The 23,761-nt window shown below is 64.1% G+C and carries 23 protein-coding genes; 8 read left to right on the top strand and 15 right to left on the bottom strand.

Features of this window, described 5'->3' with window-relative positions; translation table 11 throughout:
• Positions 1–10 precede the first annotated feature (10 nt).
• From GGR23_RS00495 to scpA, 4 genes are all read right to left on the bottom strand, one after another.
• Positions 11–928, bottom strand: coding sequence for a glucosamine inositolphosphorylceramide transferase family protein (locus GGR23_RS00495; protein WP_183364138.1), 918 nt, complete (start codon positions 926–928; stop codon positions 11–13).
• 34 nt (positions 929–962) lie between these two features.
• On the bottom strand, positions 963–2,051 hold the full coding sequence (locus GGR23_RS00490; RefSeq protein ID WP_246364797.1) for a glycosyltransferase family 4 protein: 1,089 nt from the start codon (positions 2,049–2,051) through the stop codon (positions 963–965).
• 154 nt (positions 2,052–2,205) lie between these two features.
• On the bottom strand, positions 2,206–2,364 hold the full coding sequence (locus GGR23_RS00485; protein WP_183364137.1) for a hypothetical protein: 159 nt from the start codon (positions 2,362–2,364) through the stop codon (positions 2,206–2,208).
• Between the two features lie 160 nt (positions 2,365–2,524).
• A complete protein-coding gene (scpA, locus tag GGR23_RS00480; protein ID WP_183364136.1) occupies positions 2,525–4,666 on the bottom strand; it encodes a methylmalonyl-CoA mutase in 2,142 nt (713 codons plus the stop codon).
• Between the two features lie 110 nt (positions 4,667–4,776).
• On the opposite strand from scpA, the gene GGR23_RS00475 reads away from it, so the two are divergent.
• Positions 4,777–5,046: a type II toxin-antitoxin system ParD family antitoxin gene (locus GGR23_RS00475; protein ID WP_183364135.1), complete on the top strand. Its 270-nt coding sequence runs from the start codon at positions 4,777–4,779 to the stop codon at positions 5,044–5,046.
• On the top strand, positions 5,036–5,398 hold the full coding sequence (locus GGR23_RS00470; protein WP_183364134.1) for a type II toxin-antitoxin system RelE/ParE family toxin: 363 nt from the start codon (positions 5,036–5,038) through the stop codon (positions 5,396–5,398). Before GGR23_RS00475 ends, GGR23_RS00470 begins: the two co-directional genes overlap by 11 nt.
• 11 nt (positions 5,399–5,409) lie before the next feature.
• Here GGR23_RS00470 and GGR23_RS00465 read toward each other — a convergent pair whose 3' ends face one another.
• The 4 genes from GGR23_RS00465 to GGR23_RS00450 are packed head-to-tail and all read right to left on the bottom strand — an operon-like array spanning position 5,410 to position 9,456.
• A complete protein-coding gene (locus tag GGR23_RS00465) occupies positions 5,410–7,404 on the bottom strand; it encodes an acetyl-CoA carboxylase biotin carboxylase subunit (protein WP_183364133.1) in 1,995 nt (664 codons plus the stop codon).
• Positions 7,405–7,411: 7 nt separating this feature from the next.
• Positions 7,412–7,696: a DUF2442 domain-containing protein gene (locus tag GGR23_RS00460; protein ID WP_183364132.1), complete on the bottom strand. Its 285-nt coding sequence runs from the start codon at positions 7,694–7,696 to the stop codon at positions 7,412–7,414.
• Positions 7,697–7,750: 54 nt separating this feature from the next.
• On the bottom strand, positions 7,751–7,879 hold the full coding sequence (locus GGR23_RS22980) for a DUF4160 domain-containing protein (protein ID WP_210296801.1): 129 nt from the start codon (positions 7,877–7,879) through the stop codon (positions 7,751–7,753).
• A gap of 44 nt (positions 7,880–7,923) precedes the next feature.
• On the bottom strand, positions 7,924–9,456 hold the full coding sequence (locus GGR23_RS00450; RefSeq protein WP_183364131.1) for an acyl-CoA carboxylase subunit beta: 1,533 nt from the start codon (positions 9,454–9,456) through the stop codon (positions 7,924–7,926).
• Between the two features lie 156 nt (positions 9,457–9,612).
• On the opposite strand from GGR23_RS00450, the gene GGR23_RS00445 reads away from it, so the two are divergent.
• Both GGR23_RS00445 and GGR23_RS00440 read left to right on the top strand, forming a co-directional pair.
• Positions 9,613–11,028, top strand: coding sequence for a helix-turn-helix domain-containing protein (locus tag GGR23_RS00445; RefSeq protein ID WP_183364130.1), 1,416 nt, complete (start codon positions 9,613–9,615; stop codon positions 11,026–11,028).
• A 219-nt stretch (positions 11,029–11,247) separates the two neighbouring features.
• Positions 11,248–11,874 carry a TetR family transcriptional regulator C-terminal domain-containing protein gene (locus GGR23_RS00440; RefSeq protein WP_210296800.1) on the top strand — a complete coding sequence of 209 codons (627 nt, stop codon included), beginning with the start codon at positions 11,248–11,250 and terminating at the stop codon, positions 11,872–11,874.
• 648 nt (positions 11,875–12,522) lie between these two features.
• Here GGR23_RS00440 and fba read toward each other — a convergent pair.
• Positions 12,523–13,587, bottom strand: a complete 1,065-nt coding sequence (gene fba / locus GGR23_RS00435) for a class II fructose-bisphosphate aldolase (RefSeq protein ID WP_183364129.1) — start codon at positions 13,585–13,587, stop codon at positions 12,523–12,525.
• Between the two features lie 448 nt (positions 13,588–14,035).
• Here fba and GGR23_RS00430 point away from each other — a divergent pair, with 448 nt between their 5' ends.
• Genes GGR23_RS00430 through GGR23_RS00415 form a run of 4 tightly spaced genes read left to right on the top strand, consistent with a single transcriptional unit; the run spans position 14,036 to position 17,758 of the window.
• Positions 14,036–14,992 carry a sulfate ABC transporter substrate-binding protein gene (locus tag GGR23_RS00430; protein WP_382340806.1) on the top strand — a complete coding sequence of 319 codons (957 nt, stop codon included), beginning with the start codon at positions 14,036–14,038 and terminating at the stop codon, positions 14,990–14,992.
• A gap of 12 nt (positions 14,993–15,004) precedes the next feature.
• Complete coding sequence (gene cysT / locus GGR23_RS00425; RefSeq protein WP_183364127.1) at positions 15,005–15,862, top strand: sulfate ABC transporter permease subunit CysT; 858 nt, start codon at positions 15,005–15,007, stop codon at positions 15,860–15,862.
• A complete protein-coding gene (gene cysW / locus GGR23_RS00420) occupies positions 15,852–16,712 on the top strand; it encodes a sulfate ABC transporter permease subunit CysW (RefSeq protein ID WP_183364126.1) in 861 nt (286 codons plus the stop codon). The genes cysT and cysW overlap by 11 nt, the downstream gene beginning before the upstream one ends.
• An 8-nt stretch (positions 16,713–16,720) precedes the next feature.
• Complete coding sequence (locus GGR23_RS00415) at positions 16,721–17,758, top strand: sulfate/molybdate ABC transporter ATP-binding protein (RefSeq protein WP_183364125.1); 1,038 nt, start codon at positions 16,721–16,723, stop codon at positions 17,756–17,758.
• Positions 17,759–17,968: 210 nt separating this feature from the next.
• Here the strand turns inward: GGR23_RS00415 and GGR23_RS00410 are convergent, their stop codons facing one another.
• The 6 genes from GGR23_RS00410 to GGR23_RS00385 are packed head-to-tail and all read right to left on the bottom strand — an operon-like array spanning position 17,969 to position 23,513.
• The gene (locus tag GGR23_RS00410) at positions 17,969–18,688 is read right to left on the bottom strand and encodes a copper homeostasis protein CutC (protein ID WP_183364124.1); all 720 of its coding nucleotides are present in this window, start codon (positions 18,686–18,688) and stop codon (positions 17,969–17,971) included.
• Positions 18,685–19,596, bottom strand: a complete 912-nt coding sequence (locus GGR23_RS00405; RefSeq protein ID WP_183364123.1) for an ROK family protein — start codon at positions 19,594–19,596, stop codon at positions 18,685–18,687. The genes GGR23_RS00410 and GGR23_RS00405 overlap by 4 nt, the downstream gene beginning before the upstream one ends.
• Positions 19,597–19,641: 45 nt before the next feature.
• Positions 19,642–20,640: an ATP-binding cassette domain-containing protein gene (locus tag GGR23_RS00400; protein WP_183364122.1), complete on the bottom strand. Its 999-nt coding sequence runs from the start codon at positions 20,638–20,640 to the stop codon at positions 19,642–19,644.
• A 12-nt stretch (positions 20,641–20,652) separates the two neighbouring features.
• The gene (locus GGR23_RS00395) at positions 20,653–21,708 is read right to left on the bottom strand and encodes a Gfo/Idh/MocA family protein (RefSeq protein ID WP_183364121.1); all 1,056 of its coding nucleotides are present in this window, start codon (positions 21,706–21,708) and stop codon (positions 20,653–20,655) included.
• On the bottom strand, positions 21,705–22,544 hold the full coding sequence (locus tag GGR23_RS00390) for a carbohydrate ABC transporter permease (RefSeq protein WP_183364120.1): 840 nt from the start codon (positions 22,542–22,544) through the stop codon (positions 21,705–21,707). Before GGR23_RS00390 ends, GGR23_RS00395 begins: the two co-directional genes overlap by 4 nt.
• A gap of 18 nt (positions 22,545–22,562) precedes the next feature.
• Entirely contained in the window at positions 22,563–23,513 is a 951-nt protein-coding gene (locus GGR23_RS00385; RefSeq protein ID WP_183364119.1) for a carbohydrate ABC transporter permease, read from the bottom strand.
• Between the last annotated feature and the right edge of the window lie 248 nt (positions 23,514–23,761).

Genomic DNA, 23,761 nt, shown 5'->3' with positions numbered 1-23,761 from the left:
GCGACGCCGCTCAGCGGAGCCGCCTGCGAAACAGCCGCCGCTGCAGGTTCACGAGATGCCGGCCATAGGAACGGGAGATGCGCTTGACGTCGATGAGCGTCAGGTCTCCGCAGGCGGAAAACGTATGGAGCCCGTCCGGGTAATCCCGGGCGGCAAGCCCGCCGGTCAGGCTGACGGGCAGATGGCTGCAAACGACCGCCTCCGGCTCCAGCCGGTCGAACCGCAGGAAGCGCAGCGCCCCGCCATAGGTGATGTGGCAATCCTGGACGGGCAGGAGCAGGTTTCCTTGCCCGTCGGCAAAGGGGGTTCCCCCCGGGCGCGCGCCGGCCTTGTCCACGAGAACGGGATTGCCGGGATGAACCGTCCAGGGACCGGCAAGCCGGTCGGCATGGGCAAGATGCAGCTCGCGCTGGTCGCGCGCGCCCGAGCCCACGAGCGTGTAGAACATCCACCAGCGGCCCGCGTGGCGGATGACGGATGCCTCGGCCACCGGCATGTCTTTGAGCAGCACGGCTTCCCGCACCCAGCCGCGCGGAAAGTCCACCGCCCGCCAGAGGACGAGCTCGCCTGCCTTGTGGCTTTCCGGCAGCATGAAGATCTCGCCATCCTCCTCGATCAGGAAGGGATAGGAAAGGTGCACCGGCGCCTGGAGCGCCACCTCCTTGCCCCGCCATTCGAGTTCCGGTCCGAACTCGTGCCGCTCGATGAAGCCGTGCTTGGTGCGGTAATCATAGGCCTCGACGAAGACATGCAGCGCATCTCCGTGGCGGATCGCAAAGGGATCGGCAAGGTAGCGCCACGGGCCGGGATCGGGCAGCCAGACGATCCTGTCCGTCAGGGCGGAAAGACGGGCGGGATCCAGGAGAACCTCAGCCGGTGCGGGGACGATGCCCACCTTCCAGAAATCGCTCTTCGGTCTGAAGGCCATGGTCTAACGCCCCTTGCCGCGGGATGCGCGCGGATCAGGGCCTTGCGGCAATCTCGCTGTAGAATTGCAGTACATTGGCAACGCCCGCCGATCGAGAAAACGGACGCATGTCGTAACAGACACGGGCAAGGCCGGCAATGTTGTCCGGCTGGAACGCCACCCCGATCGCCGCCGCAAGGTGATCGACGGAGCCGGGCTCGACCAGCGTCACCGGATGTCCCGCGAGATATTCCGACGGCCCGTCGGTTGCCGTCGAAACGATGGGCAGACCGGCCTGCATGGCCTCGAGGATCGCAAGGCCGGCCGTCTCCTCGCGCGAGGGCGAGACGAAGAGATCGAGATTGGCGAGAAAGCCCGGCACGTTGGCGCAATGGCCGATGAGGTGGATGCGGGGATCGCCGCCGGAAAGCTTCTCGAGCTCCGCGCGCTGCGGCCCCTCGCCTGCCAGCACCAGCGCCGCATCCGGCGGGGATGCCTTGAGGAAGGCGGACACGAGAACGTCGCACCCCTTGCTGGGATGCAGCCGCCCCACCGCCCCCACCAGCCGCGTGCCGCGGGGCAGGTTGAGCCGGGCCCGCAGGTCGAGCGGGGCGCCGGCCTCGAGTTCCGGCATCCAGTTGGCGATCAGGACCGCCCTTCCGCCGTAATCGTCGAGCCGTTTCAACTGGGCGCGGTTGACGCAGATGACGCCATCGAGCCGGGCATGCTGGCGGGGCTTGTAGCCCACATGCAGGGTCGCCACCTTCGCAAGCCCCTTCGGCCCGCGCGCCACCGCCTTGCAGGCAGGGCTGAGATGGGCATGGGCAAGGTCCGCGCCGATCTTCCGGGCCAGCCAGCGAAGCCGCATGCCCCGGAAAAGCGGCAGGGAAAGACCGTGGAACCTCACCCGCGGCGACAGCTCGCCCGCCATGGGCGACCCCGAAATGCCGGCCACATGCACCTCGTGGCCGAGGGCGGCCTGCGCATTCGCGAGATCGATGCAATAGCGCTCCGAACCGGCAATGCGGGAGGAGAAAAGCACGTGGAGGATGCGCATGGGTTTGCCTCCGGCATGCCCGCCGCCGCGCGAGGCTCCGGTTCCGTCCTGCGCCGCCGCACGGGATTGCTGGCTGGTGTCTGTCATTCGGTGCGCTCCGCCGGTCCGCTCGATGATTCCACGCTGCCGTCATAGCACAGCAGCCGGGCGAACCCAGCAACAGAACCACCTGACCGGGGGCACGAGAACGCAAAAAAGGCGCCAGAGGGGCGCCTTCTTGAATGCTTCCGGATGAACCTGATCAGTTCTGGCGGCTCGACCGTTCGGGCGAACGTTCTTCCTCGCGCTGCCAGATGACGCGGGGCGTGAAGCCAGTGTCATTTGCCGGACGGTCGCGGATTGCCTGCCACTCCATTTCGTGGCGCTGCCAGAGTTCATGAGGAATCGTTTCAGTCTTCATCATTCGCCTCCTGTTTGCCCCGTCCTGGGGGGCTACACTCAACGTTTCATGAAGGCATATGTTCCTGCATCACGGGACAAGCAAGCATTTTTGCTGCAACGCACAGTATAAAATCGATTGTAATGATTTCAATCGATTAGCGGAATTCTCCCTAAACCGATTATACCGCGTTGCGCAACCTTCCCTGCATCAGGTCCAATACGGCGCGGGCCGCTTCCAGCACGTTCGTGCCCGGACCGAAGACCGCCGAAACGCCCCTTTCCATGAGAAAATCATAGTCCTGCCGGGGAATCACCCCGCCGGAGACGACGATGATGTGCTCGGCGCCCTTGGCCTTCAGCTCCTCCACCAGCTGCGGCAGAAGCGTCTTGTGACCGGCGGTCAGCGTGGACGCGCCGATGACATGCACCTTCTCGGCGATGGCCATGTCGGCGGCTTCCGAGGGGGTCTGGAAGAGCGGTCCAGCCACCACCTCGAAACCGGCATCGCCAAAGGCGGAGGCAATGATCTTCGCGCCGCGGTCGTGCCCGTCCTGGCCGAGCTTGGCGACCATTATCTTCGGCTTGACCTTCAGCGTCGAGGCCATGTCGCGGATGCGGGTGGCGAGGTTCTGATATTCCGGATCGTCGCCATAGGCCTTGCCATAGACGTCATGCACCACTTCGGGCTTGGCCGCATGGTCGCCGAAGACGGCGCGCATGGCATCGGAAATCTCGCCGACGGTCGCCCGGGCGCGCGACGCCTCGACGGCGGCTTCCAGCAGGTTGCCCTTGCCCGAACGGGCGGCTTCCGTGAGTGCGGCCAGCGCCTCGGCGACCCGCTTCGGATCGCGCTGGCGCCGGATCTGCTCGAGGCGCTTGATCTGCGAGGCACGCACGGCAGTGTTGTCGATCTCGAGAATGTCGATCTGTTGTTCGGTTTCGAGCCGGTACTTGTTGACCCCGACGATCACCTCCTCGCCCCGGTCGACCGCGGCCTGGCGGCGGGTGGCGGCTTCCTCGATCATGCGCTTCGGCAGGCCGGCGGCAACCGCCTTGGTCATGCCGCCCATGGCCTCCACTTCCTCGATCAGCGCCCAGGCCTTTTCGGCGAGATCGGCCGTCAGGCTTTCGACATAATAGGAACCGGCAAGCGGATCGACCACCTTGGTGACGCCCGTCTCGTGCTGGAGGATCAGCTGCGTATTGCGGGCGATGCGGGCGGAAAACTCCGTCGGCAGCGCGATGGCCTCGTCGAAGGAGTTGGTGTGCAGCGACTGCGTGCCGCCGAGCACCGCCGACATGGCCTCGAAGGCCGTGCGGATGATGTTGTTGTAGGGGTCCTGTTCCTGCAGCGACACGCCCGAGGTCTGGCAGTGGGTGCGCAGCATCAGGGAGGAGGCCTTCTTCGGCTGGAACTCCTCCATGATCCGCGACCACAGCAGGCGCGCCGCGCGCAGCTTGGCCGCCTCCATGAAGAAATTCATGCCGATGGCGAAGAAGAACGACAGACGGCCGGCGAAATCATCCACATTCAGGCCCTTGGCCAGCGCGGCGCGCACATATTCGCGCCCGTCGGCCAGCGTGAAGGCCAGTTCCTGCACCAGCGTCGAGCCCGCTTCCTGCATGTGATAGCCGGAAATGGAGATCGAGTTGAAACGCGGCATCTCCTTCGCCGTATATTCGATGATGTCGGCAATGATCCGCATGGAGGGTTCCGGCGGATAGATATAGGTGTTGCGGACCATGAACTCCTTGAGAATGTCGTTCTGGATCGTGCCCGAAAGCTCGGCCCGCGGAACGCCCTGCTCCTCGCCCGCGACGATGAAATTCGCCAGAATCGGAATGACGGCGCCGTTCATGGTCATGGAGACGGAGATCTTCTCGAGCGGAATGCCGTCGAAGAGGATCTTCATGTCCTCGACCGAGTCGATGGCCACGCCCGCCTTGCCCACATCGCCGACGACGCGGGGATGATCGGAATCGTAGCCGCGATGGGTGGCCAGATCGAAGGCAACCGAAACGCCCTGCTGCCCGGCAGCCAGCGCCTTGCGGTAGAAGGCGTTGCTGTCCTCCGCCGTCGAGAAGCCCGCATATTGCCGGATCGTCCAGGGACGGCCCGTATACATCGTGGCGCGCGGGCCCCGGGTGAAGGGCGCAAAGCCCGGCAGCGAACCGAGATGGGTGGAAGAGGCAAGATCCTCTTCCGTATAGAGCGGCTTCACGTCGATGCCCTCGGGCGTATGCCAGACGAGCTTCTCCGCCGGAGCCTTCAGCTCCTTCTCCGCCAGCGCCTTCCAGTCCTCGATGGTCTTCTTCGTCATGCTCTGCCTCCTCGGCTTATTCCCCGGCACCCTCAAAGGGGTCTGCCCGTCTTGATTGACCGAAATACTACTCAGTAGTATTATGATATCCTGAATTGGAGATCCGCCTCATGACCGTAAAAACCTCTGTTTCGCTACCCGACCAGCAGGAAGCCTTTGCCCGCCGGATGGTGGAAGAAGGGCGCTATTCCAGCGTGAGCGCGGTGATCCAGCAGGGACTTGAACTCCTTCGCCACGAGACCGAGAAGAAAGACGCCGAACTCGCCGCGCTGAAGGCGCTGCTGGACGAACGCAGCAAGGGACCATTCCTGAGCAAGGAGGAAAGCCGACAGCAAATCGAGGATCTGCTTGCGGCAAAGAAGAAACAGTATGGTCTATAGAATTCGCCGGACAGTGGAGAGCGGGCAAGACCTCGATCTCGCCTTCGACCACTTCGTCAGCTCTTATCTTGGATTTGGCGATACGATTGAAGAGGCGTTCGAGAGAGCCAGCCGCCGGCTTCGAAAGGTGAATGACGATATCGAAGGGCTTGCCCGTTTCCCGCACAAAGGTACCCGCAACCCCGAAATGGATCCCCATCTCAGACATATGACGCGGGACGGTATGGTCATCTACTTCAACGTCGATGACACGGCACGAACGGTCAATGTGCTTGCCATATTCTGCGGCCCACAGGATCACCAGAGACATATGATAGACCGGCTCCTCCAGCAGATGTCCCCCGACGCCTGAAACCTTCTCCATCACTCGAATTCCATGATCAGCTCGTCGACGGCGAGAGACTGGCCGGCCTTGACGGCGACCTTCTTCACCACGGCGCGCTTTTCGGCTCGCAGGATGTTCTCCATCTTCATCGCCTCGACTGTCGCGAGCGCCTGGCCGGCTTCCACCGTATCGCCCTCGGCGACGAGCACCGAAGTGATGACGCCAGGCATGGGGCAAAGCAGCATGCGCGACGTATCCGGCGGCAGCTTGACGGGCATCAGCTTCGCGAGCGCCGCCACATGCGGCTCGCGCACATGGGCGATCACGTCGATGCCCGCATGGCGGAGACGGAAGCCCGTACCGGAACGGCTGACCTTCACGCCCATGCGCTGGCCGTCGATGGTGAAGTGGGCGTGGCTGTCGCCCGGCTGCCACTGGCCGCCGACGACGAGCGACGTACCGTCCTCGAAGCGGACCGAACCGCCTTCCAGCGTGACCGCGAAGCTCGCTCCGCCGAGCGTCACCACCCAGTCCTTGCCGACGACGCGCTTGTGGTTTCCGATGGTTCCGGAAATCTCCACGGCGCGGGCCTCGCGGGTGCGGTTGAGGAGGGCGGCAATCGCGGCCAGCCTGCGGGCCATGGCCTCGCCCGGCTGCACACCGGTAAAGCCGTCCCTGAATTCCTCCGCGATATAGGCGGTCGTGAGCCGGCCCGAGCGGAAGCGCTCCTGGCCCATGACGGCCGAGAGGAACGGCAGGTTGTGGCCGATGCCCTCCACCTCGAAATCGTCGAGCGCGCGGCCCATGGCATCGATGGCCGTCAGGCGATCCTTGCCCCAGGTGCAGAGCTTGGCGATCATCGGATCGTAATACATCGAGATCTCGCCGCCCTCGAAGACGCCGGTATCGTTGCGCACGATGGTGCCATCGTCCTTCTTGCCTTCCGCCGGCGGCCGGTAGCGGGTGAGCCGTCCGATAGAGGGCAGGAAGTTGCGGTAGGGATCCTCGGCATAGAGGCGGCTTTCGATCGCCCAACCGTTGAGCTTCACGTCCGACTGGCCGAAGGAGAGCTTTTCGCCCGCCGCAACGCGGATCATCTGCTCGACCAGATCGATGCCGGTGACAAGCTCGGTGACCGGATGCTCCACCTGCAGGCGGGTGTTCATCTCGAGGAAGTAGAACTTGTTGGCCTTGCCGTCGACGATGAATTCCACCGTGCCGGCAGAGTGGTAACCGACGGCCTTTGCGAGCGCCACGGCCTGCTCGCCCATGGCCTTGCGGGTCGCCTCGTCGAGGAAGGGCGACGGGGCCTCCTCGATGACCTTCTGGTTGCGGCGCTGGATGGAGCATTCGCGCTCGCCGAGATAGAGCGTCGTGCCGTGCTTGTCGCCCAGCACCTGGATTTCGATGTGGCGCGGCTCGGTCACGAACTTCTCGATGAAGATGCGGTCGTCGCCGAACGAGCTTTTCGCCTCGTTCTTGGAAGACTGGAAGCCTTCGCGGGCCTCCTCGTCGTTCCAGGCGATGCGCATGCCCTTGCCGCCGCCGCCGGCAGAGGCCTTGATCATCACGGGATAGCCGATGGAGGCGGAGATCTTCACCGCCTCGTCCGCATCGGCAATCAGCCCCATATGGCCCGGAACCGTGGAAACGCCGGCTTCCGCCGCGAGCTTCTTCGAGGTGATCTTGTCGCCCATGGCCTGGATCGCGCCGACCGGCGGCCCGATGAAGGCAACGCCTTCCTTCTCCAGCGCCTCGGCAAAGGCCGCGTTCTCCGAAAGGAACCCATAGCCCGGATGCACCGCATCCGCGCCCGTCTTGCGGATCGCCTCGAGGATCTTCTCGATCACGATATAGGACTGGGAAGACGGCGCGGGACCGATATGCACCGCCTCGTCCGCCATCTCCACATGCAGCGCATTGCGGTCCGCATCCGAATAGACGGCAACCGTCTTGATGCCCATCTTGCGGGCGGTCTTGATGACGCGGCAGGCGATTTCACCGCGGTTGGCAATCAGGATTTTCTTGATCATGTCGGGCTCATTCTGCGGCTTGTGCTGGGGGAGTGGCGCCGGGCGCAGCCCCTCCGATGATCAATGCCTTCGCACTGATGTATTCGTCGATTTCCTCCCACCCGACGGCATCGCCGAAAGGCAGTATGGTCCATTTCGCGCGCTCCTGCGGGCTTGCGCGGTAGAGGCGCGGATACCACCAGAGCGGAGCTTCGATCTTCCGGCCATCGGCCATCAGGAAGATGATGCTGCTGTCGGTGACCTCGACGCCGGAGACCTGAAGCTGGCGGTCATCAATGTCCAAAGTAGTCATTCCATGCCTCCCGAAACTCCTGCTGATGTTCAGCGATGATCTTCAGGATATCACTCACCTCGTGGGGGCGAAGCCGGCCTTGCGTGCCACCCTCAGATCGGAAAGCCACACCTTCAGCTGCTTTCCATCCTTGAGAACGTGAACATGCGGTGGCTCGCCGATCTCCTTCGAGTAGAAAAACATGCGATGCCCTTTCCAGATCATGAGGGTTGGCATCGCGTGCCCCCTTAAAGCGGAATGGTGTCGTGCTTTCTCCAGCGCGTATCCACCTGCTTGTTGCGCAGCGAGGCGAAGGCGCGGGCAATGCGCTTGCGCGAGGAATGCGGCATGATCACCTCGTCGATGAAGCCGCGTTCGGCCGCGACGAAGGGGTTGGCGAAGCGCTCTTCATATTCCGCCGTGCGCGCCGCGATCTTTTCCGGATCGCCAAGCTCGGAGCGGTAGAGGATCTCGGTCGCGCCCTTGGCGCCCATGACGGCGATTTCCGCCGTCGGCCAGGCATAGTTGATGTCGGCCCCGATATGCTTGGACGCCATCACGTCATAGGCGCCGCCATAGGCCTTGCGAGTGATCAGCGTGACCATCGGAACCGTCGCCTGGCTATAGGCGAAGAGAAGCTTGGCGCCGTGCTTGATGACGCCGCCATATTCCTGCGCGGTGCCCGGCAGGAAGCCCGGCACGTCGACCAGCGTCAGGATCGGGATGTTGAAGGCATCGCAGAAGCGGACGAAACGGGCGGCCTTGCGCGAGCTGTCGATGTCGAGGCAGCCCGCCAGCACCATCGGCTGGTTGGCCACGACGCCCACCGTCTGCCCCTCGATGCGGATGAAGCCGGTGATGATGTTGCGGGCAAAGGCTTCCTGGATCTCGAAGAAGTCTCCCTCGTCGGCCAGCGCGTGGATGAGCTCCTTCATGTCGTATGGCTTGGTATTGGAATCCGGGATCAGCGTGTCGAGCCGCATCTCGATGCGGGCCGGATCGTCGTGGAAGGGACGCACCGGCGGCTTCTCGCGGTTGTTCAGCGGCAGGAAATCGAAGAGCGCGCGGACCATTTCCAGCGTCTCGATGTCGTTCTCATAGGCGCCGTCAGCCACGGAGGATTTCGCGGTGTGGGTGCGCGCGCCGCCGAGCTCTTCCGCGGTCACGATCTCGTTCGTCACCGTCTTCACCACATCGGGGCCGGTCACGAACATGTAGGAGCTGTCGCGCACCATGAAGATGAAGTCGGTCATGGCCGGCGAATAGACAGCGCCGCCGGCGCAGGGGCCCATGATGACGGAGATTTGCGGGATGATGCCCGAAGCATCCACATTCCGCTTGAAGACATCGGCATAGCCGGCAAGCGAGGCGACGCCCTCCTGGATGCGCGCGCCGCCGGAATCGTTGAGGCCGATCACGGGCGCGCCGTTCTTCAGCGCCATGTCCATGATCTTGCAGATCTTCTGGGCGTGGGTTTCGGAAAGCGACCCGCCGAGCACGGTGAAATCCTGGGAGAAGACATAGACCTGGCGGCCGTTGATGGTGCCCCAGCCGGTCACCACGCCATCGCCGGCCACCTTCTGCGCTTCCATGCCGAAATCAGTGCAGCGATGGGTGACATACATGTCGTATTCTTCGAAGGAACCCTCATCGAGCAGCACGTCGATGCGCTCGCGCGCCGTCAGCTTGCCCTTGCCGTGCTGCGCCTCGATGCGGCGGGTGCCGCCGCCCAGACGCGCTTCGGCACGCCGGCTTTCCAACTGTTCCAGAACTGCCCGCATGGGATATTCCTCCCGCTTTCCTGTCTCCTGCCCGCCCGCAATCCTACAGGCGCATCCGCCATCCGCAATATCGCCGATGGTTCAAGAAGAAAACGCTTGAACGGGCAGAGATGCGTAAGATACAAATTTGCGAAGTGAAAATTGCGAATTTGCGAAATGGCTATCGGCAAGCTCTATATCGGACGCAAGGTGAGGGAAATCAGGGAGGCGAACCGCGCCACCCAGGGCCAGTTTGCCGAGCGCATCGGCATTTCCACCTCCTATCTGAACCAGATCGAGAACAACCAGCGGCCGGTCTCGGCTGCCGTCCTTCTGGCGCTGGCGGAAAAATTCCAGATCGACATTGCCGATCTCTCCTCCGGCGAAGGTGACCGCCTGCTCTCCGCGCTGTCGGAGGCGCTGTCCGATCCGCTCTTCGAAACCTACAGCCCGAGCCTTCAGGAGCTGAAGCTCGTGGTGCAGAACGCGCCCGGTCTTGCCCACGCGCTGATCACCGCCCACCAGGCCTATCGCCGCAACGGCGAGCAGCTCGCCAGCTTCGACGACCGGCTGGGCCAGACCACCGGCCTTGCCGAACCGACGCCTTACGAGGAAGTCCGGGATTTCTTCCATTTCGTCGACAACTACATCCACGCACTGGACCTGGCCGCCGAACGGCTTGCCGCGCGGATCGGGCTTGGCGAGGGAGAGAACCACACCCTCCTCCTCCAGCATCTGGAACGGGAGCACGGGATTGAGGTGGTGCGCGGCGATCCCGCCGACGAGCACATGCGGCGCTTCGACCCCGTGACGCGGAGATTGTCGATCAACCCTTACGCCCCCGCCCCGAGCCGCGATTTCCAGCTGGCGCTTCAGATCGCCCAGCTGCAGGAAACCGCGCTCTTCGATGCAGTCATTGCGGAGGCATCCTTCCGGACGGACGAGGCAGCCGAAATCTGCCGCATCGGCCTGCACAACTACTTCGCCGGGGCGCTGATCCTGCCCTACCAGCCGTTCCTGAAGGCGGCCCGGGAGGCGCGCCACGACATCGAGCTTCTCGCTACCCGCTTCGGCGCCTCGCTGGAACAGGTCTGCCACCGGCTGAGCACCCTGCAGCGTCCGGGGGCCAAGGGCATCCCGATCTTCTTCGCCCGCATCGACAGGGCGGGCAACATCACCAAGCGGCACAGTGCGGCGAAGCTGCAATTTGCCCGCTTCGGTGCCGCCTGCCCGCTCTGGAACGTGCACCAGGCCTTCGAGATGCCGGGGCGCATCATCCGCCAGCTGGCGGAAACGCCGGATGGCGTGCGCTACCTGTGCCTTGCAACCCAGATCACCAAGGGCGGCGCCCGCTTCGGCACGCCACGCCCGCGCTATGCCATCGCGCTCGGCTGCGAGATCTCCTATGCCGACAGTTTCGTCTATGCCGACGATCTCGACCTCACGAACCGGGCCGCCTATGACCCGATCGGCATTTCCTGCCGGATCTGCGAGCGGGTCCGTTGCCCGAGCCGGGCCGTGCCGCCGCTGAAACGCAAGCTCGTGATCCGCCATGATCAGCGCGGCACGCTGCCTTACGAAATCACCGATTGAGCCGGCCTTTCGGGTAATAAGGGATCGCGAGCCCCTTCATGGGTGCAAGGCTGCCATCCGCAAATGGCGCGGCTTACGCCGCTTCTGCCTATTTCCCCGAAGATGAATGCCTTTATTATAAAGTCGTATAGCAGCCGCCGCCGAATTCGCTACCAGTGCCCGCGCCACACCGGCGGCAAGACTGGCAGCAGAGGATCGCAGAGCCTGATGAGACTGAAGATGATGCAGAAACCCCGTGCGAGCTATCGGCGGGAATCGGCAGAGGACCGCAAGCGCCAGCTCGCAGAGGCGGCGCTGCGCTGCATCCAGCGCAACGGACATGCCGGGGTTTCCGTCCGGCAGATTGCCGCGGAAGCGGGCGTGACCCAGGGTCTCATCACCCATCATTTCGGCGAGGTGAACGAACTCGTCGCCTATGCCTTCGAGCTGATGGCGGCCGACATCCAGAGCGGCATTGCCGCGGCAATTGCCGAGGCGGACGATACGCCCGCCGCCCGGATGGATGCCTGCATCGAGGCGTCCTTCTCGCCCGACATATTCGACCAGTCGACACTCGGCGTCTGGATCGTCTTCTGGAGTCTCGTCCTCCACTCGCCGAAGATGAGCGCCGCCCAGCAGCGCGACAACGGCATCTATGTCAACCGCATGGAAAGTCTGATTTCCGATCTTGCCGAAGCGGAAGGGTTCCGCGTCGCCAATCCCCGCCTCGCCGCGATCCAGTTTGCCGCCATGTTCGATGGCCTCTGGCTGAACTGGTGCCTCAATCCGGCCAGCTTCAGCCCGGAAGACGGCATCGCGCTCTGCCGCAACTGGGTCGAGGGCCTGCGCCGCGGCGCCTATGCCTGAGCAAGTCGCCATCTTTCCAGAACATCCGAATGTGTTAATGTTCCCTGCCTGACGGCAGAAGCAGACCGCGCCGCGCCTGCCCGGCGCACCGGGGAAGACAAGCTCCCCCGGCTGAGGCAACAGCTTTGTCGTCGGACAGGAGGATCTGAAATGGGATGGTTTCCTATCAGGATCACGCTTGAGATAAGGAAAACCCGCACGGGCTGGCAGGCCATCGTGCGGGTCGAACTGATCGTCAAGTAAAACGGAAGGGCGGGTCACAACCCCGTCCTTCCACTCCTTCATATTAGCGCGAGCCGAACCCTGTCGCAAGGGCGGCAGTGCTGCCGGGCACAGGCGTTTACAATATATTCGAAATGTACAATCTTCCCTTCATCTGACGGCAGAAGCAGGGCGCTCCGCGCCTGCCCGGCGCACCGGGGAAGACAAGCTCCCCCGGCTGAGGCAACAGCTTTGCCGTCAGACAGGAGGATCTGAAATGGGATGGTTTCCTATCAGGATCACGCTTGAGTTAAGGAAAACCCGCACGGGCTGGCAGGCCATCGTGCGGGTGCATATCCTCGACTAAGCGAAACGGAAGGGCGGGTCACACCCCGTCCTTCCACTCCTTCATATTAGCGCGACCGGAAGGGCCGCGCAATGCAGCGATCAGGAGATCTTCGGCGCAAGGCTGCCCGAGCGGTAGCGCTTGGCCATCTCGGAAAGCGGGATCGGCTTGATCTTGTCCGCGTGGCCGGCGGTGCCGAATTCCTCGAAACGCTGCTTGCAGAGCTTGGTCATGGCTTCCATGGCCGGCTTCAGATACTTGCGCGGGTCGAATTCGGACGGGTTTTCCGAGAGCACCTTGCGGATCGCGCCGGTCAGCGCCATGCGGTTGTCGGTGTCGATGTTGATCTTGCGCACGCCGTGCTTGATGCCGCGCTGGATTTCCTCGACCGGCACGCCCCAGGTCGGCTTCATCTGGCCGCCGTACTTGTTGATGATTTCCTGCAGCTCTTCCGGAACGGAGGAGGAGCCGTGCATGACGAGATGGGTGTCGGGCAGGCGGCGGTGGATTTCCTCGATGACGTTCATGGCGAGAACCGCACCGTCAGGCTTGCGGCTGAACTTGTAGGCGCCGTGGCTGGTGCCCATGGCGACGGCGAGTGCGTCGACGCCCGTGTCGCGCACGAACTGGGCGGCCTGCTCGGGATCCGTCAGCAGCTGGTCGTGGCTGAGCTTGCCCTCGAAGCCATGGCCGTCTTCCTTCTCGCCTTCGCCGGTTTCGAGCGAACCGAGAACGCCGATCTCGCCTTCGACCGAGACGCCGCCCCAATGGGCCATGTCGACGACGCGCTTGGTGATGCCGGCATTATAGGCATAGTCGGCCGGCGTCTTGCCGTCTTCCTTGAGCGAGCCGTCCATCATCACGGAGGTGAAGCCGTACTGGATGGCAGACATGCAGGTGGCTTCGTTGTTGCCGTGGTCCAGATGCATGCAGATCGGAATGTCGGGGTGCAGCTCGACGAGACCGTCGATCAGCTTCGACAGGATGATGTCGTTGGCATAGGCGCGCGCGCCGCGGCTGGCCTGGATGATGACGGGCGAGTTGGTGGCCGCCGCTGCTTCGAGGATGGCGATGCCCTGTTCCATGTTGTTGATGTTGAAGGCGGGCACGCCATAGCCGTATTCGGCAGCGTGATCGAGCAACTGTCTAAGGGTAACGCGAGCCAAGCTCATTCCTCCTGTTGGTGGTCCAATCCCGTGTCCGGCCGGCCGGAACAGCCCCGGATGTCCCGGCGGTCCCGGGGTTCACCAGCCTGTAAGACCATAAATTGGGCCCGTAAAGAGGTGCGGAAAGGCCTGTCCGGGATTGAATCGGTTGAATCTTGGAGGGCAGCGAAAATAGCCAGTGCCCTGTCGCAGCAAGACCAGAAACCTCATCATCCGCGCCATGCATCGATGCCCCCTGGGCGCGCCGGACGGGCGCGCCATTTACGATTGCGGCAAAAAAAGGGTAAGGTTTTTTCCGGCGGCCTGCAAAGTCGAAAAAACATGCGTTCTGAAACACGACTGGTTTGATAGTGTTTAATGGCAAACCAAGGAGGTGGCGATGAATACGAAATTTTTGAGACAGCTTCTGGCGGCTGGCCTCGTACTGGGAGCGACGCTTGGCGCCGGCATGACCGCCGCCAGGGCCGATCAGGCCCTGCTGAACGTCAGCTATGACCCCACCCGCGAATTCTACAAGGAGTTCAATGCGGCCTTCGCCGAGAAGTGGAAGGCCGATACAGGCGAGACCGTGACGGTCGAGACCTCCCATGGCGGCTCCGGCAAACAGGCCCGCTCCGTCATCGACGGCCTTCAGGCCGACGTGGTGACGCTGGCACTGGAAGCCGATATCGATGCCATCGCGGCAAAGACCGGCAAGATCCCGGCGGACTGGAAGAAGCGGCTCGAGAACAACTCCGCGCCCTATACCTCCACCATCGTCTTCCTCGTCCGCAAGGGCAATCCGAAGGGCATCAAGGACTGGGGCGACCTCGTCAAGGACGACGTGCAGGTCATCACCCCCAACCCGAAGACCTCCGGCGGCGCCCGCTGGAACTTCCTCGCGGCCTGGGCCTGGGCCCGCCAGGCAAACGGCGGCGACGACGAGAAGGCCAAGGCCTATGTGACCGAGCTCTTCAAGCACGTGCCGGTGCTGGATACGGGCGCACGCGGTGCGACCACCACCTTCGTCCAGCGCGAACAGGGCGACGTGCTGCTCGCCTGGGAAAACGAGGCCTATCTGGCGCTCGAGGAACTGGGCGAAGGCAACTTCGAGATCGTGACTCCGACCGTTTCGATCAAGGCCGAACCTTCGGTGTCGCTGGTCGATGGCAACGTGGATGCCAAGGGCACGCGCAAGGTGGCCGAAGCCTACCTGCAGTACCTCTATTCCGATGTCGGCCAGAAGCTTGCGGCCAAGCACTACTACCGCCCCGCCAAGCCGGAACTGGCCGACAAGGCAGACCTCGAGCGCTTCGCCGACGTCAAGCTTGTCACCATCGAAGATTTCGGCGGCTGGGCCAAGGCACAACCCGAATTCTTCGCCGATGGCGGCGTGTTCGACCAGATCTATCAACCCGCACAGTAAAAACGGGGTCTCATGGCACGGTCCACCTCTGGAGGGTGGCAGTTCAGACAACCGAGCGTTCTTCCGGGCTTCCGGTGGGCGCTCGGTTACACGCTTGTCTGGCTGACACTCATCGTTCTCATACCGCTCGCCGGCCTGTTCTTCAGGTCGGCTTCGCTTGGCTGGCATGATTTCTGGGCGCTGGCGCTCGAGCGCCGCACCCTCAACGCCCTCTGGATCAGCTTCGGATGCGCCTTCATCGCCGCGCTCCTGAACGTGATCTTCGGCACGCTGCTGGCCTGGGTCCTCGTGCGCTACCGCTTTCCCGGCAAGCGCATCGTCGACAGCATGGTGGACCTGCCCTTCGCCCTGCCGACGGCGGTGGCGGGCATTGCGCTGACCACGCTCTATGCACCCAAGGGCTGGATCGGCGCGCTTCTCGCACCGCTCGGCATCAAGGTCGCCTTCACGCCCATCGGCATCGTCATCGCCCTCGTCTTCGTCGGCCTTCCCTTCGTGGTGCGCACCGTGCAGCCCGTGATGGAGGAAATCGACCGCGAGGTGGAGGAGGCCGCCGCGACCCTCGGCGCCAGCCGCTTCCAGACCGTCTTCCGGGTCCTCCTGCCCGGACTGGCGCCCGCGGTGCTGACCGGCTTCTCCCTCGCCTTTGCCAGGGGCGTGGGGGAATATGGCTCGGTCATCTTCATCGCCGGCAACCTGCCCTTCAAGTCGGAGATCGCGCCGCTGCTCATCGTCATCAAGCTCGAGGAATTCAACTATCCAGCCGCCACCGCCATCGCCGTGGTCATGCTCCTGATTTCCTTCGCCATGCTCTTCGTCATCAACCTCATCCAGGCGTGGAGCCGCAGGAGGTATGGCTATGGCGCATGATCACGCACCCGAAAACACGGTGACGACGGAGACCCCCTTCGCCCGGGCCGTGCTGATCGGCTTCTCGCTGCTCTTCCTGCTGCTGGTGCTGGCGATGCCGCTGCTTGCGGTCTTCACCGAAGCGCTGCGCAAGGGGCTGCCCGCCTTCCTCGAGTCGCTCTCCGACCCGGAGACCTTCTCCGCCATCTGGCTGACGCTCGTCGTCGCCGGCATCTCGGTGCCGCTCAACCTCGTCTTCGGGGTGGCTGCGGCCTGGGCCATCGCCAAGTTCGAGTTCAAGGGCAAGGCGATCCTCTCGACGCTGATCGACCTGCCCTTCTCGGTCTCGCCGGTCATCTCGGGCCTCGTCTTCGTGCTGCTCTTCGGCGCGCAGGGCCTCTTCGGCCCCTGGCTCCAGAGCAACGGCATCCAGATCATCTTCGCGGTGCCGGGACTGGTGCTTGCCACCGTCTTCGTGACCTTCCCCTTCGTCGCGCGCGAGCTCATCCCGCTGATGCAGGAACAGGGCAGCGCCGACGAGGAAGCGGCGCTCTCGCTCGGGGCCAGCGGCTGGCAGACCTTCTGGTATGTCACGCTGCCCAACATCAAGTGGGGCCTGCTTTACGGGGTGCTGCTCTGCAATGCCCGCGCCATGGGCGAGTTCGGCGCCGTGTCGGTCGTCTCCGGCCACATCCGCGGCCAGACCAACACCATGCCGCTGCAGGTCGAGATCCTCTACAACGAGTATAATTTCGTGGCGGCCTTCGCCGTTGCCACCCTTCTGGCGCTGCTCGCGCTCGTGACGCTGGTGCTGAAATCGCTGCTCGAATACCACTACAGCGCCGAGCTTTCCGCCAGCCGCCGCCATTGAGAGAGACCATGGAAGTCAAAGTACAAAACATCCGCAAGGAATTCGGCCGCTTCCCGGCCCTCAACGATGTCTCCCTCGACATCCGTTCCGGCGAGCTGATCGCGCTTCTCGGTCCGTCGGGCTCGGGCAAGACGACGCTTCTGCGCCTGATCGCCGGCCTCGAGACGCCGACCGAAGGGAAGGTCTTCTTCGGCGACGAGGATGCCTCGCTGAAGACCGTGCAGGAGCGCAACATCGGCTTCGTGTTCCAGCACTACGCGCTGTTCCGCCACATGACGGTGCTCGACAATATCGGCTTCGGCCTGACCGTCCGCCCGCGTGCGACCCGTCCCCCCAAGGCGGATATCCGCCGCCGCGCCAAGGAGCTGCTCGATCTCGTGCAGCTTACCGGCATGGAAGGCCGCTATCCGACCCAGCTTTCCGGCGGCCAGCGGCAGCGCGTGGCGCTGGCCCGCGCCATGGCCGTGGAGCCGAACGTGCTGCTGCTCGACGAGCCCTTCGGCGCGCTCGACGCCCAGGTGCGCAAGGACCTGCGGCGCTGGCTGCGCGAAATCCACGACCGCACCGGCCATACAACGGTGTTCGTGACCCATGACCAGGAAGAGGCGCTGGAGCTTGCGGACCGCGTCGTCGTGATGAGCCAGGGCAAGATCGAGCAGGTCGGCACGCCCGACGAGGTCTATGACAGCCCCAATTCCCCCTTCGTCTTCGGCTTCATCGGCGAGTCCAACTGCCTGCGGGTGGCGGTGGATGGCGGCGAGATCCGCTTCGGCGGAAAAACGCTCGGCATGGCCGCGGCGGAGGACAAGCACGGCGAGGCCCTGCTCTATTTCCGGCCGCAGGACATCGTGCTGGTCGAGGCCGACGAGCCGCATTTCGAAGGCCGGGTGGTATCGACCCGCCGCGTGGCGGGCACGCGCCATGTGGAGATCGATCTCGGCGAGGGCAACCATGTCGAGCTCGAAGTGACGCCGGAACAGGCGGCCCGGCTCGATCCGAAGAGGATCTGCTTCCGCCCGACGCGGTGGAAGCTCTTCCCCGTCTGAGCGAACGATCCCGGGGCAGGTCCCGGGACCAGCTTTTCCATCAGGCTTGCGGCATGCGCGACGTCATCCTCGGCATTGTGCCGAGGATCTGCAAACCTGTCGGACATTCGATGGACCTCTCAATGCCCGGGACCCGCCCGAGCATGACGGCCGGCAGTCGAGCCGGCCCTGATGCCACCGCTTGACCCGCGGGGCCTGGAGCAGCCCGTCTCAACCCATACGCGCCTTCAGCGCCCGCACCTTCAGGGCATCGGTCCGCTTCTGCGGGCCGGTCGCAAAGCCGAGCGCGAGCACGTTTTCCGGCTCTTCCGCCCCCGGCGACGAGCAGGAGGCGTGGATGTCGACATCGGCCAGGCGGGCAAGGATCGGGCCCACCGTGTCCACCGTGATGCCCGACCCAGGCATGATCTCGATCCGTCCCGCGGCGCGGGCAAGCATTCCGGCGATCCGCTCAAGACCGGCCAGCGCCGTCTTTTCCCCGCCCGAGGTCAGGATGCGCTCGAAACCGAGGGAGACGGCGAGATCCACCGCCGCGTTGACATCAGGGACCAGATCGATCGCCCGATGCAGCGTCGCCGGCAGCCCTTCGGCGGCGGACAGCAGGCGCGCAAGCGCCCCTTCGTCCAGCCGCCCGTCCGCATGGTTCGCGCCGATCACGATGCCTTCGAGCCCGAAGCCGGCGACGGTGCGGATGTCGTTTTCCATCTGCCGCAGGTCCGCCTCGTCATAGAGAAATGCGCCGGCGCGCGGCCGGATCATCGCATGGACGGGCACCGGCGCTTCGGCGGCAAGGGCCATGAGGCCCGGCGACGGCGTGAGCCCGCCGACCGACAGCGCGCTGCAGAGTTCGATCCGGTCCGCACCGCCCTCGATGGCCGCCTGCAGGCCCGCCGCATCGTCGACGCAGACTTCGAGCAGCCGCCGTCTCATGCATGCCCCCGGTTGAAGGCGAGGACGGCCGCCCCGACGAGGCCGGGCTCGATGGTGCAGAGGCCCGGCACGACCAGCGACCGGTCAAGCTTCTTGAGGATGCGGGCGCGCACCCGCCGGTCGATTTCCTCGATGAGCGGCACGCAGCGGGCAAGCCCGCCGCCGACGGGCACGATGCCCGGACCCACCGTATTCACAAGCATGGCGAGCGGCCCGGCGGTGACGTCGCAGAGAACGTCGATCGTGCGGGTGGCCTTCTCGTCGCCGGAGAGCCAGGCGGCGGTGATCTCTTCGCTGGTCTTTTCTTCCGCGCAGAGGAAGCGGTGCATCTTTTCCATGCCCCGGGCGCTCACCGTCGCGTCGAGGCAGCCCTTGAGGCCGCAGCCGCAGGCAAAGGCCGGGATTTCCACCTCCGGCGTTCCGCCAAAGCGGGGTGCGGCGGGGCCATGCCCCCATTCCCCGGCAAAACCGCCATCGGAATTGATGAGCTCGCCGCCGATGACGAGCCCGCCGCCGACACCCGTTCCGAGAATGACGCCGAAGACGACGCGATGCCCCTTGCCTGCGCCGGTGCCGTATTCCGCCATGGCGAGGCAATCCGCATCGTTGGAGACGATGACGGGCAATTCGAGCGCCGCTTCGAGATCCGCCTCGATGGGCCGCTGGTCAAGACAGGGGATGTTGGCCACCGTGATCAGCCGCGTCTCCTGATCGATGACGCCGGTGATCGAGATGCTGACGCAGGAGACCGGCTCCGGAGCGCCTGCAATCACCGTCTTCAGCACCCCGATGAAGGCGTCGAAATCCCTGAGCGGCGTCTGGACCCGCGGCAGGGTCCGGATCTCTTCCGGCCCCCTGGCATAGGCCCCCTTGATGGCGGTGCCGCCGATATCGAAGCAAACGATCATGCGCCTTTTCCTGTCTGTCCCCTCCCCGCCCATAAGGCCGGCGGGTTAACGGATCGCTTTGCCCGCCGCATCGAAGCGATGCATCTGCGTGGCGTCGGGCGTGGCATAGACGATATCGTCAGGGTTTACGTGATGCTCGCCGAAAAGCCGCACCGTGACGAGCCCTGCCGCCTCCGTTTCCAGATAGACGATGGTGTCGGCGCCGAGATGCTCCACATGCACGGCCTTGCCCTTCCATTCGCCGCTGTCGCGCGACAGCGAAATGTGCTCGGGGCGGATGCCGACGGTGGCGACGCTTTCGCCCAGACGGCCGCCCTCGATGAAGTTCATCTGCGGCGAGCCGATGAAGCCCGCGACGAAGAGATTGGCCGGACGGTTGTAGAGCTCCATGGGCGAGCCCACCTGCTCGATCGCGCCGGCAGACAGCACGACGATCTTGTCCGCCAGCGTCATCGCCTCGACCTGGTCGTGCGTGACGTAGATCATCGTGGCCTTGAGCTCGCGGTGGAGCTTTGCAATCTCGAGGCGCGTCTGGACGCGCAGCGCCGCATCGAGGTTCGAGAGCGGCTCGTCGAAGAGGAAGAGCTTCGGCTCGCGCACGATGGCGCGGCCGATGGCGACGCGCTGGCGCTGCCCACCCGAAAGCTCGGAGGGCCGGCGCGCCAGATAGGGTTCGAGCGACAGCATGGCGGAGGCCTTGGCTACCCGTCTTTCGATCTCGGCCTTCTCCGTTCCGGCCTGCTTCAGGCCAAGGCCCATATTGTCCTTCACCGTCAGGTGCGGATAGAGCGCATAGGACTGGAAGACCATGGCAATGCCACGCTTGGCCGGCGGCACGGTCGCCACCTCGTCGCCATCGATGCGGATGCTGCCGGTCGAGGCATCCTCGAGGCCGGCGATGACCCGGAGAAGCGTGGATTTCCCGCAGCCGGACGGACCGACGAAAATCACGAATTCGCCGTCCTTCACGTCGAGATCGATGCCCTTCAGAACCTCATGGGCCCCGAAGGTCTTGCGGATATTCTGTAGCTGAAGCGCGCCCACGGCAAATCCCCCTTACAACCGGACCGGCTTGCCGGTCCGCACACTTTCATCCGCCGCCAGGCAGACGCGCAGCGAACTCACCGCGTCCTGCATGTGGCGGCCCAAATCCAGATCCTCGCGAATGGCCTTCAGCAGGAAGGCCTGTTCCCGCTCGCAAAGGTCCTGGTGTCCCGGTTCGCCGTCCATCTTCAGGTCCAGATCGGGCTCGGCAAAGCGGCCGTCGGCCCCGCGCCGCGCCCTGTGCACCCGGATCATCGCCGTCTTGGTATGGGCGTCGATATCGTCGGATTTCGCGTTTTCCATCACGATGGAGACGGCGCCGTTCGGCGACATCACGTCCTTCACGAAGAAGGCGGTCTCCGAAATCATCGGCCCCCAGCCGGCCTCGTACCAGCCGACGGACCCGTCCTCGAAGAGAACCTGCAGATGCCCGTAATTATACATGTCGGGTGCCACCTCGTCCGAGAGGCGCAGCCCCATGCCGCGCACCTCCACGGGACGGGAATCGGTGATCTGGCACATCACGTCGACATAATGCACGCCGCAATCGACGATCGGCGATGTCGTCTGCATCAGCGCCTTATGCGTCTCCCAGGTGGGGCCCGAGGACTGCTGGTTGAGGTTCATGCGGAAGACGTAAGGCCCGCCGAGCGCCCGCGCCTCCTCGATGAGGCGCATCCAGGAGGGATGATGCCGGAGGATATAGCCGATCACCAGCTTGCGCCCGTTGGCCTTCGCGGCGGCAACCACCCGCTCCGCATCGGCAACCGTGGTCGCGAGCGGCTTTTCCACGAAGACATGGCAGCCGGCTTCGAGTGCGGCGACGGCATAATCCGCATGGCTGTCCGAATAGGTGTTGATCGAGGCGACATCGGGCTTCAGCTCGGCCAGCGCCGTCTCGAAATCCGGCAGGATCTCGTAGCCGGAAAGCGCGCTGTCGAGCGCCGGCTTCGAGCGGTTGACGAGGGCGGCGATCTCGAAGCCGGGATTGCGGTGATAGGCGAGTGCATGGCTGCGGCCCATGTTGCCGAGGCCGGCAACGAGAACGCGCAAGGGTCTGTCGGTCATTTTACTGCTCCCGAGGTGATGCCGCGGATGAGCTGCCGCGAGAAGATCATGTAAAGGACGAGAACCGGGAAGATCGCGAGCGAGAGCGCCGAGAGAACCGCGTTCCAGTCGGTGACGAACTGGCCGATGAAGACCTGGCTGCCGAGCGTGATGGTCTTGGTGGCTTCCGCCGGCGCAAGGATCAGCGGGAACCAGAGATCGTTCCAGATCGGGATCATGGTGAAGACGGCCACCGTTGCCATGGCGGGTCTGACCAGCGGCAGCACGAGGCGGAAGAAGATCGCATATTCGGAAAGCCCGTCGATGCGCCCGGCATTCTTGAGGTCGTCGGAGACGGTCCGCATGAATTCCGAGAGGATGAAGACCGCAAGCGGCAGGCCTTGCGCGGTATAGACGAGGACGAGCGCCGTCAGCGTGTTGACGAGGCCGGTCGCGACCATGCCCTGCAGGATTGCCACTGTGCCGAGGCGGATCGGGATCATGATGCCGAGCGAGAGATAGAGCCCCATCAGCGCATTGCCCTTGAAGCGGTATTCCGAAAGGGCGAAGGCCGCCATCGCGCCGAAGAGCAGCACGAGGAAGATGGAGACGCAGGTCACCGTCAGGCTGTTGGTGAAGTAGCCGACGAAATCGCCCTGCTTCAGAACCGTCTCGTAGCCCACCAGGCTGAAGCTCGACGGACCCGGCAGCTGCAGCGGCGAACGGAAGATCGAGCCGCGATCCTTGAACGAGTTCACGATGGTGAGAAAGACGGGGAAGATCGCGATCACAGTGTAGGCGCCGAGCGCCAGATGGACGAAGCCGGCGCGGATGGGCGATGTGCGTGCCTTGGACATGACGAACCTCTCCCGGGATCAGAACTGGTAGCGGCGGATGCGCCGCTGGATGATGAAGAGGTAGAGCGAGACACCCGCCAGGATGATCAGGAACATCACCGTCGCGATGGTTGCGCCCATGGAGCGGTCGCCGAGCTGCAGCTGGAAGCCGAAGAAGGTGCGGTAGAGCAGCGTGCCGAGAATGTCGGTCGATCCGTCCGGCCCGGCAAGCGCCCCCTGCACGGTGTAAACAAGGTCGAAGGCGTTGAAATTGCCGACGAAGGTGAGGATCGAGATGATGCCGATGGCGGGCAGGATGAGCGGCAGCTTGATCTTCCAGAACTGCGCCCAGCCGGTGATGCCGTCGCATTCCGCGGCCTCGATCACCTCGTCGGGAATGTTGAGCAGCGCCGCATAGATCAGCATCATGGGAATGCCCACATATTGCCAGACGGAGATCAGCGACACGGTGACCAGCGCCGTGCTCGGCAGGCCGAGCCAGGGCAGGAAGAGGCCCTTCGCGCCGACGAGGCTCATCAGCCAGGGCGCAACGCCCCAGAGCGGCGAGAGGATGAGCTTCCAGATGAAGCCCACGATCACGAAGGAGAGCAGCGTCGGCAGGAAGATGGCGGTCCGGTAGAAGGAGGCAAAGCGCAGTTTCGGGATCGACAGCATGGCCGCGAGCGCCACGCCGATCGGGTTCTGCACCAGCATGTGGACGGCGAAGAAGATCAGGTTGTTCTTCAGCGCGTTCCAGAAATCGGCCGCCCAGCGGGCATCGCCGAACAGCACCTTGAAGTTCCCGAGCCCGACGAAGACAGGCGTGCCTTCCTTCGTCACGTTGAAGAGCGAGAGCCACAGCGTCTGGAACAGCGGCAGGATCATCACGATGGTGTAGATGATGAGCGCCGGCGTGAGAAACACCAGAATGTGCCAGCGGGCCGGCCGCTTCAGCGGCGCCATGGCCCCGGTGTCATCCGTCGATGTCATGATCGCTCCCCCTGATCGATAGAATTGGTTCCATGCGGTCGCTGGCATGGATGGCGGCATTCCCCTCCCCCCTGTGGGGAGGGGCTAGGGGTGGGGGTATCCGGAACGCGCATGGCCTGCCCATCGGTACGAAGCCGGGTTGACCTGGCTTCACCCCCACCCCTGACCCCTCCCCACAAGGGGGAGGGGAACGTCGCCGCTCGATTTCAATGGCCACTCCCGCCGTCAAGCACGGCGGGAGGGGCGGA

The organism is Gellertiella hungarica (assembly GCF_014197145.1).
Taxonomy (GTDB): Bacteria; Pseudomonadota; Alphaproteobacteria; order Rhizobiales; family Rhizobiaceae; genus Gellertiella; species Gellertiella hungarica.
The sequence above is the reverse complement of the archived record's forward strand: the minus strand, read 5'-3'. Positions and strand labels throughout refer to the sequence as shown.

Coding starts and splice junctions, on each gene's coding strand:
- GGR23_RS00475 (WP_183364135.1), top strand. CDS start 4,777: ATGACCGTAAAAACCTCTGTTTCGCTACCCGACCAGCAGGAAGCCTTT.
- GGR23_RS00390 (WP_183364120.1), bottom strand. CDS start 22,544: ATGTCCAAGGCACGCACATCGCCCATCCGCGCCGGCTTCGTCCATCTG.
- GGR23_RS00460 (WP_183364132.1), bottom strand. CDS start 7,696: ATGACTACTTTGGACATTGATGACCGCCAGCTTCAGGTCTCCGGCGTC.
- GGR23_RS00485 (WP_183364137.1), bottom strand. CDS start 2,364: ATGAAGACTGAAACGATTCCTCATGAACTCTGGCAGCGCCACGAAATG.
- GGR23_RS00465 (WP_183364133.1), bottom strand. CDS start 7,404: ATGATCAAGAAAATCCTGATTGCCAACCGCGGTGAAATCGCCTGCCGC.
- GGR23_RS00385 (WP_183364119.1), bottom strand. CDS start 23,513: ATGACATCGACGGATGACACCGGGGCCATGGCGCCGCTGAAGCGGCCG.
- GGR23_RS00410 (WP_183364124.1), bottom strand. CDS start 18,688: ATGAGACGGCGGCTGCTCGAAGTCTGCGTCGACGATGCGGCGGGCCTG.
- scpA (WP_183364136.1), bottom strand. CDS start 4,666: ATGACGAAGAAGACCATCGAGGACTGGAAGGCGCTGGCGGAGAAGGAG.
- GGR23_RS00445 (WP_183364130.1), top strand. CDS start 9,613: ATGGCTATCGGCAAGCTCTATATCGGACGCAAGGTGAGGGAAATCAGG.
- cysT (WP_183364127.1), top strand. CDS start 15,005: ATGGCACGGTCCACCTCTGGAGGGTGGCAGTTCAGACAACCGAGCGTT.
- GGR23_RS00495 (WP_183364138.1), bottom strand. CDS start 928: ATGGCCTTCAGACCGAAGAGCGATTTCTGGAAGGTGGGCATCGTCCCC.
- GGR23_RS00450 (WP_183364131.1), bottom strand. CDS start 9,456: ATGCGGGCAGTTCTGGAACAGTTGGAAAGCCGGCGTGCCGAAGCGCGT.
- GGR23_RS00470 (WP_183364134.1), top strand. CDS start 5,036: ATGGTCTATAGAATTCGCCGGACAGTGGAGAGCGGGCAAGACCTCGAT.
- GGR23_RS00490 (WP_246364797.1), bottom strand. CDS start 2,051: ATGACAGACACCAGCCAGCAATCCCGTGCGGCGGCGCAGGACGGAACC.
- GGR23_RS00430 (WP_382340806.1), top strand. CDS start 14,036: ATGACCGCCGCCAGGGCCGATCAGGCCCTGCTGAACGTCAGCTATGAC.
- GGR23_RS00405 (WP_183364123.1), bottom strand. CDS start 19,596: ATGATCGTTTGCTTCGATATCGGCGGCACCGCCATCAAGGGGGCCTAT.
- cysW (WP_183364126.1), top strand. CDS start 15,852: ATGGCGCATGATCACGCACCCGAAAACACGGTGACGACGGAGACCCCC.
- GGR23_RS00440 (WP_210296800.1), top strand. CDS start 11,248: ATGATGCAGAAACCCCGTGCGAGCTATCGGCGGGAATCGGCAGAGGAC.
- GGR23_RS22980 (WP_210296801.1), bottom strand. CDS start 7,879: ATGTTTTTCTACTCGAAGGAGATCGGCGAGCCACCGCATGTTCACGTT.
- GGR23_RS00395 (WP_183364121.1), bottom strand. CDS start 21,708: ATGACCGACAGACCCTTGCGCGTTCTCGTTGCCGGCCTCGGCAACATG.
- GGR23_RS00415 (WP_183364125.1), top strand. CDS start 16,721: ATGGAAGTCAAAGTACAAAACATCCGCAAGGAATTCGGCCGCTTCCCG.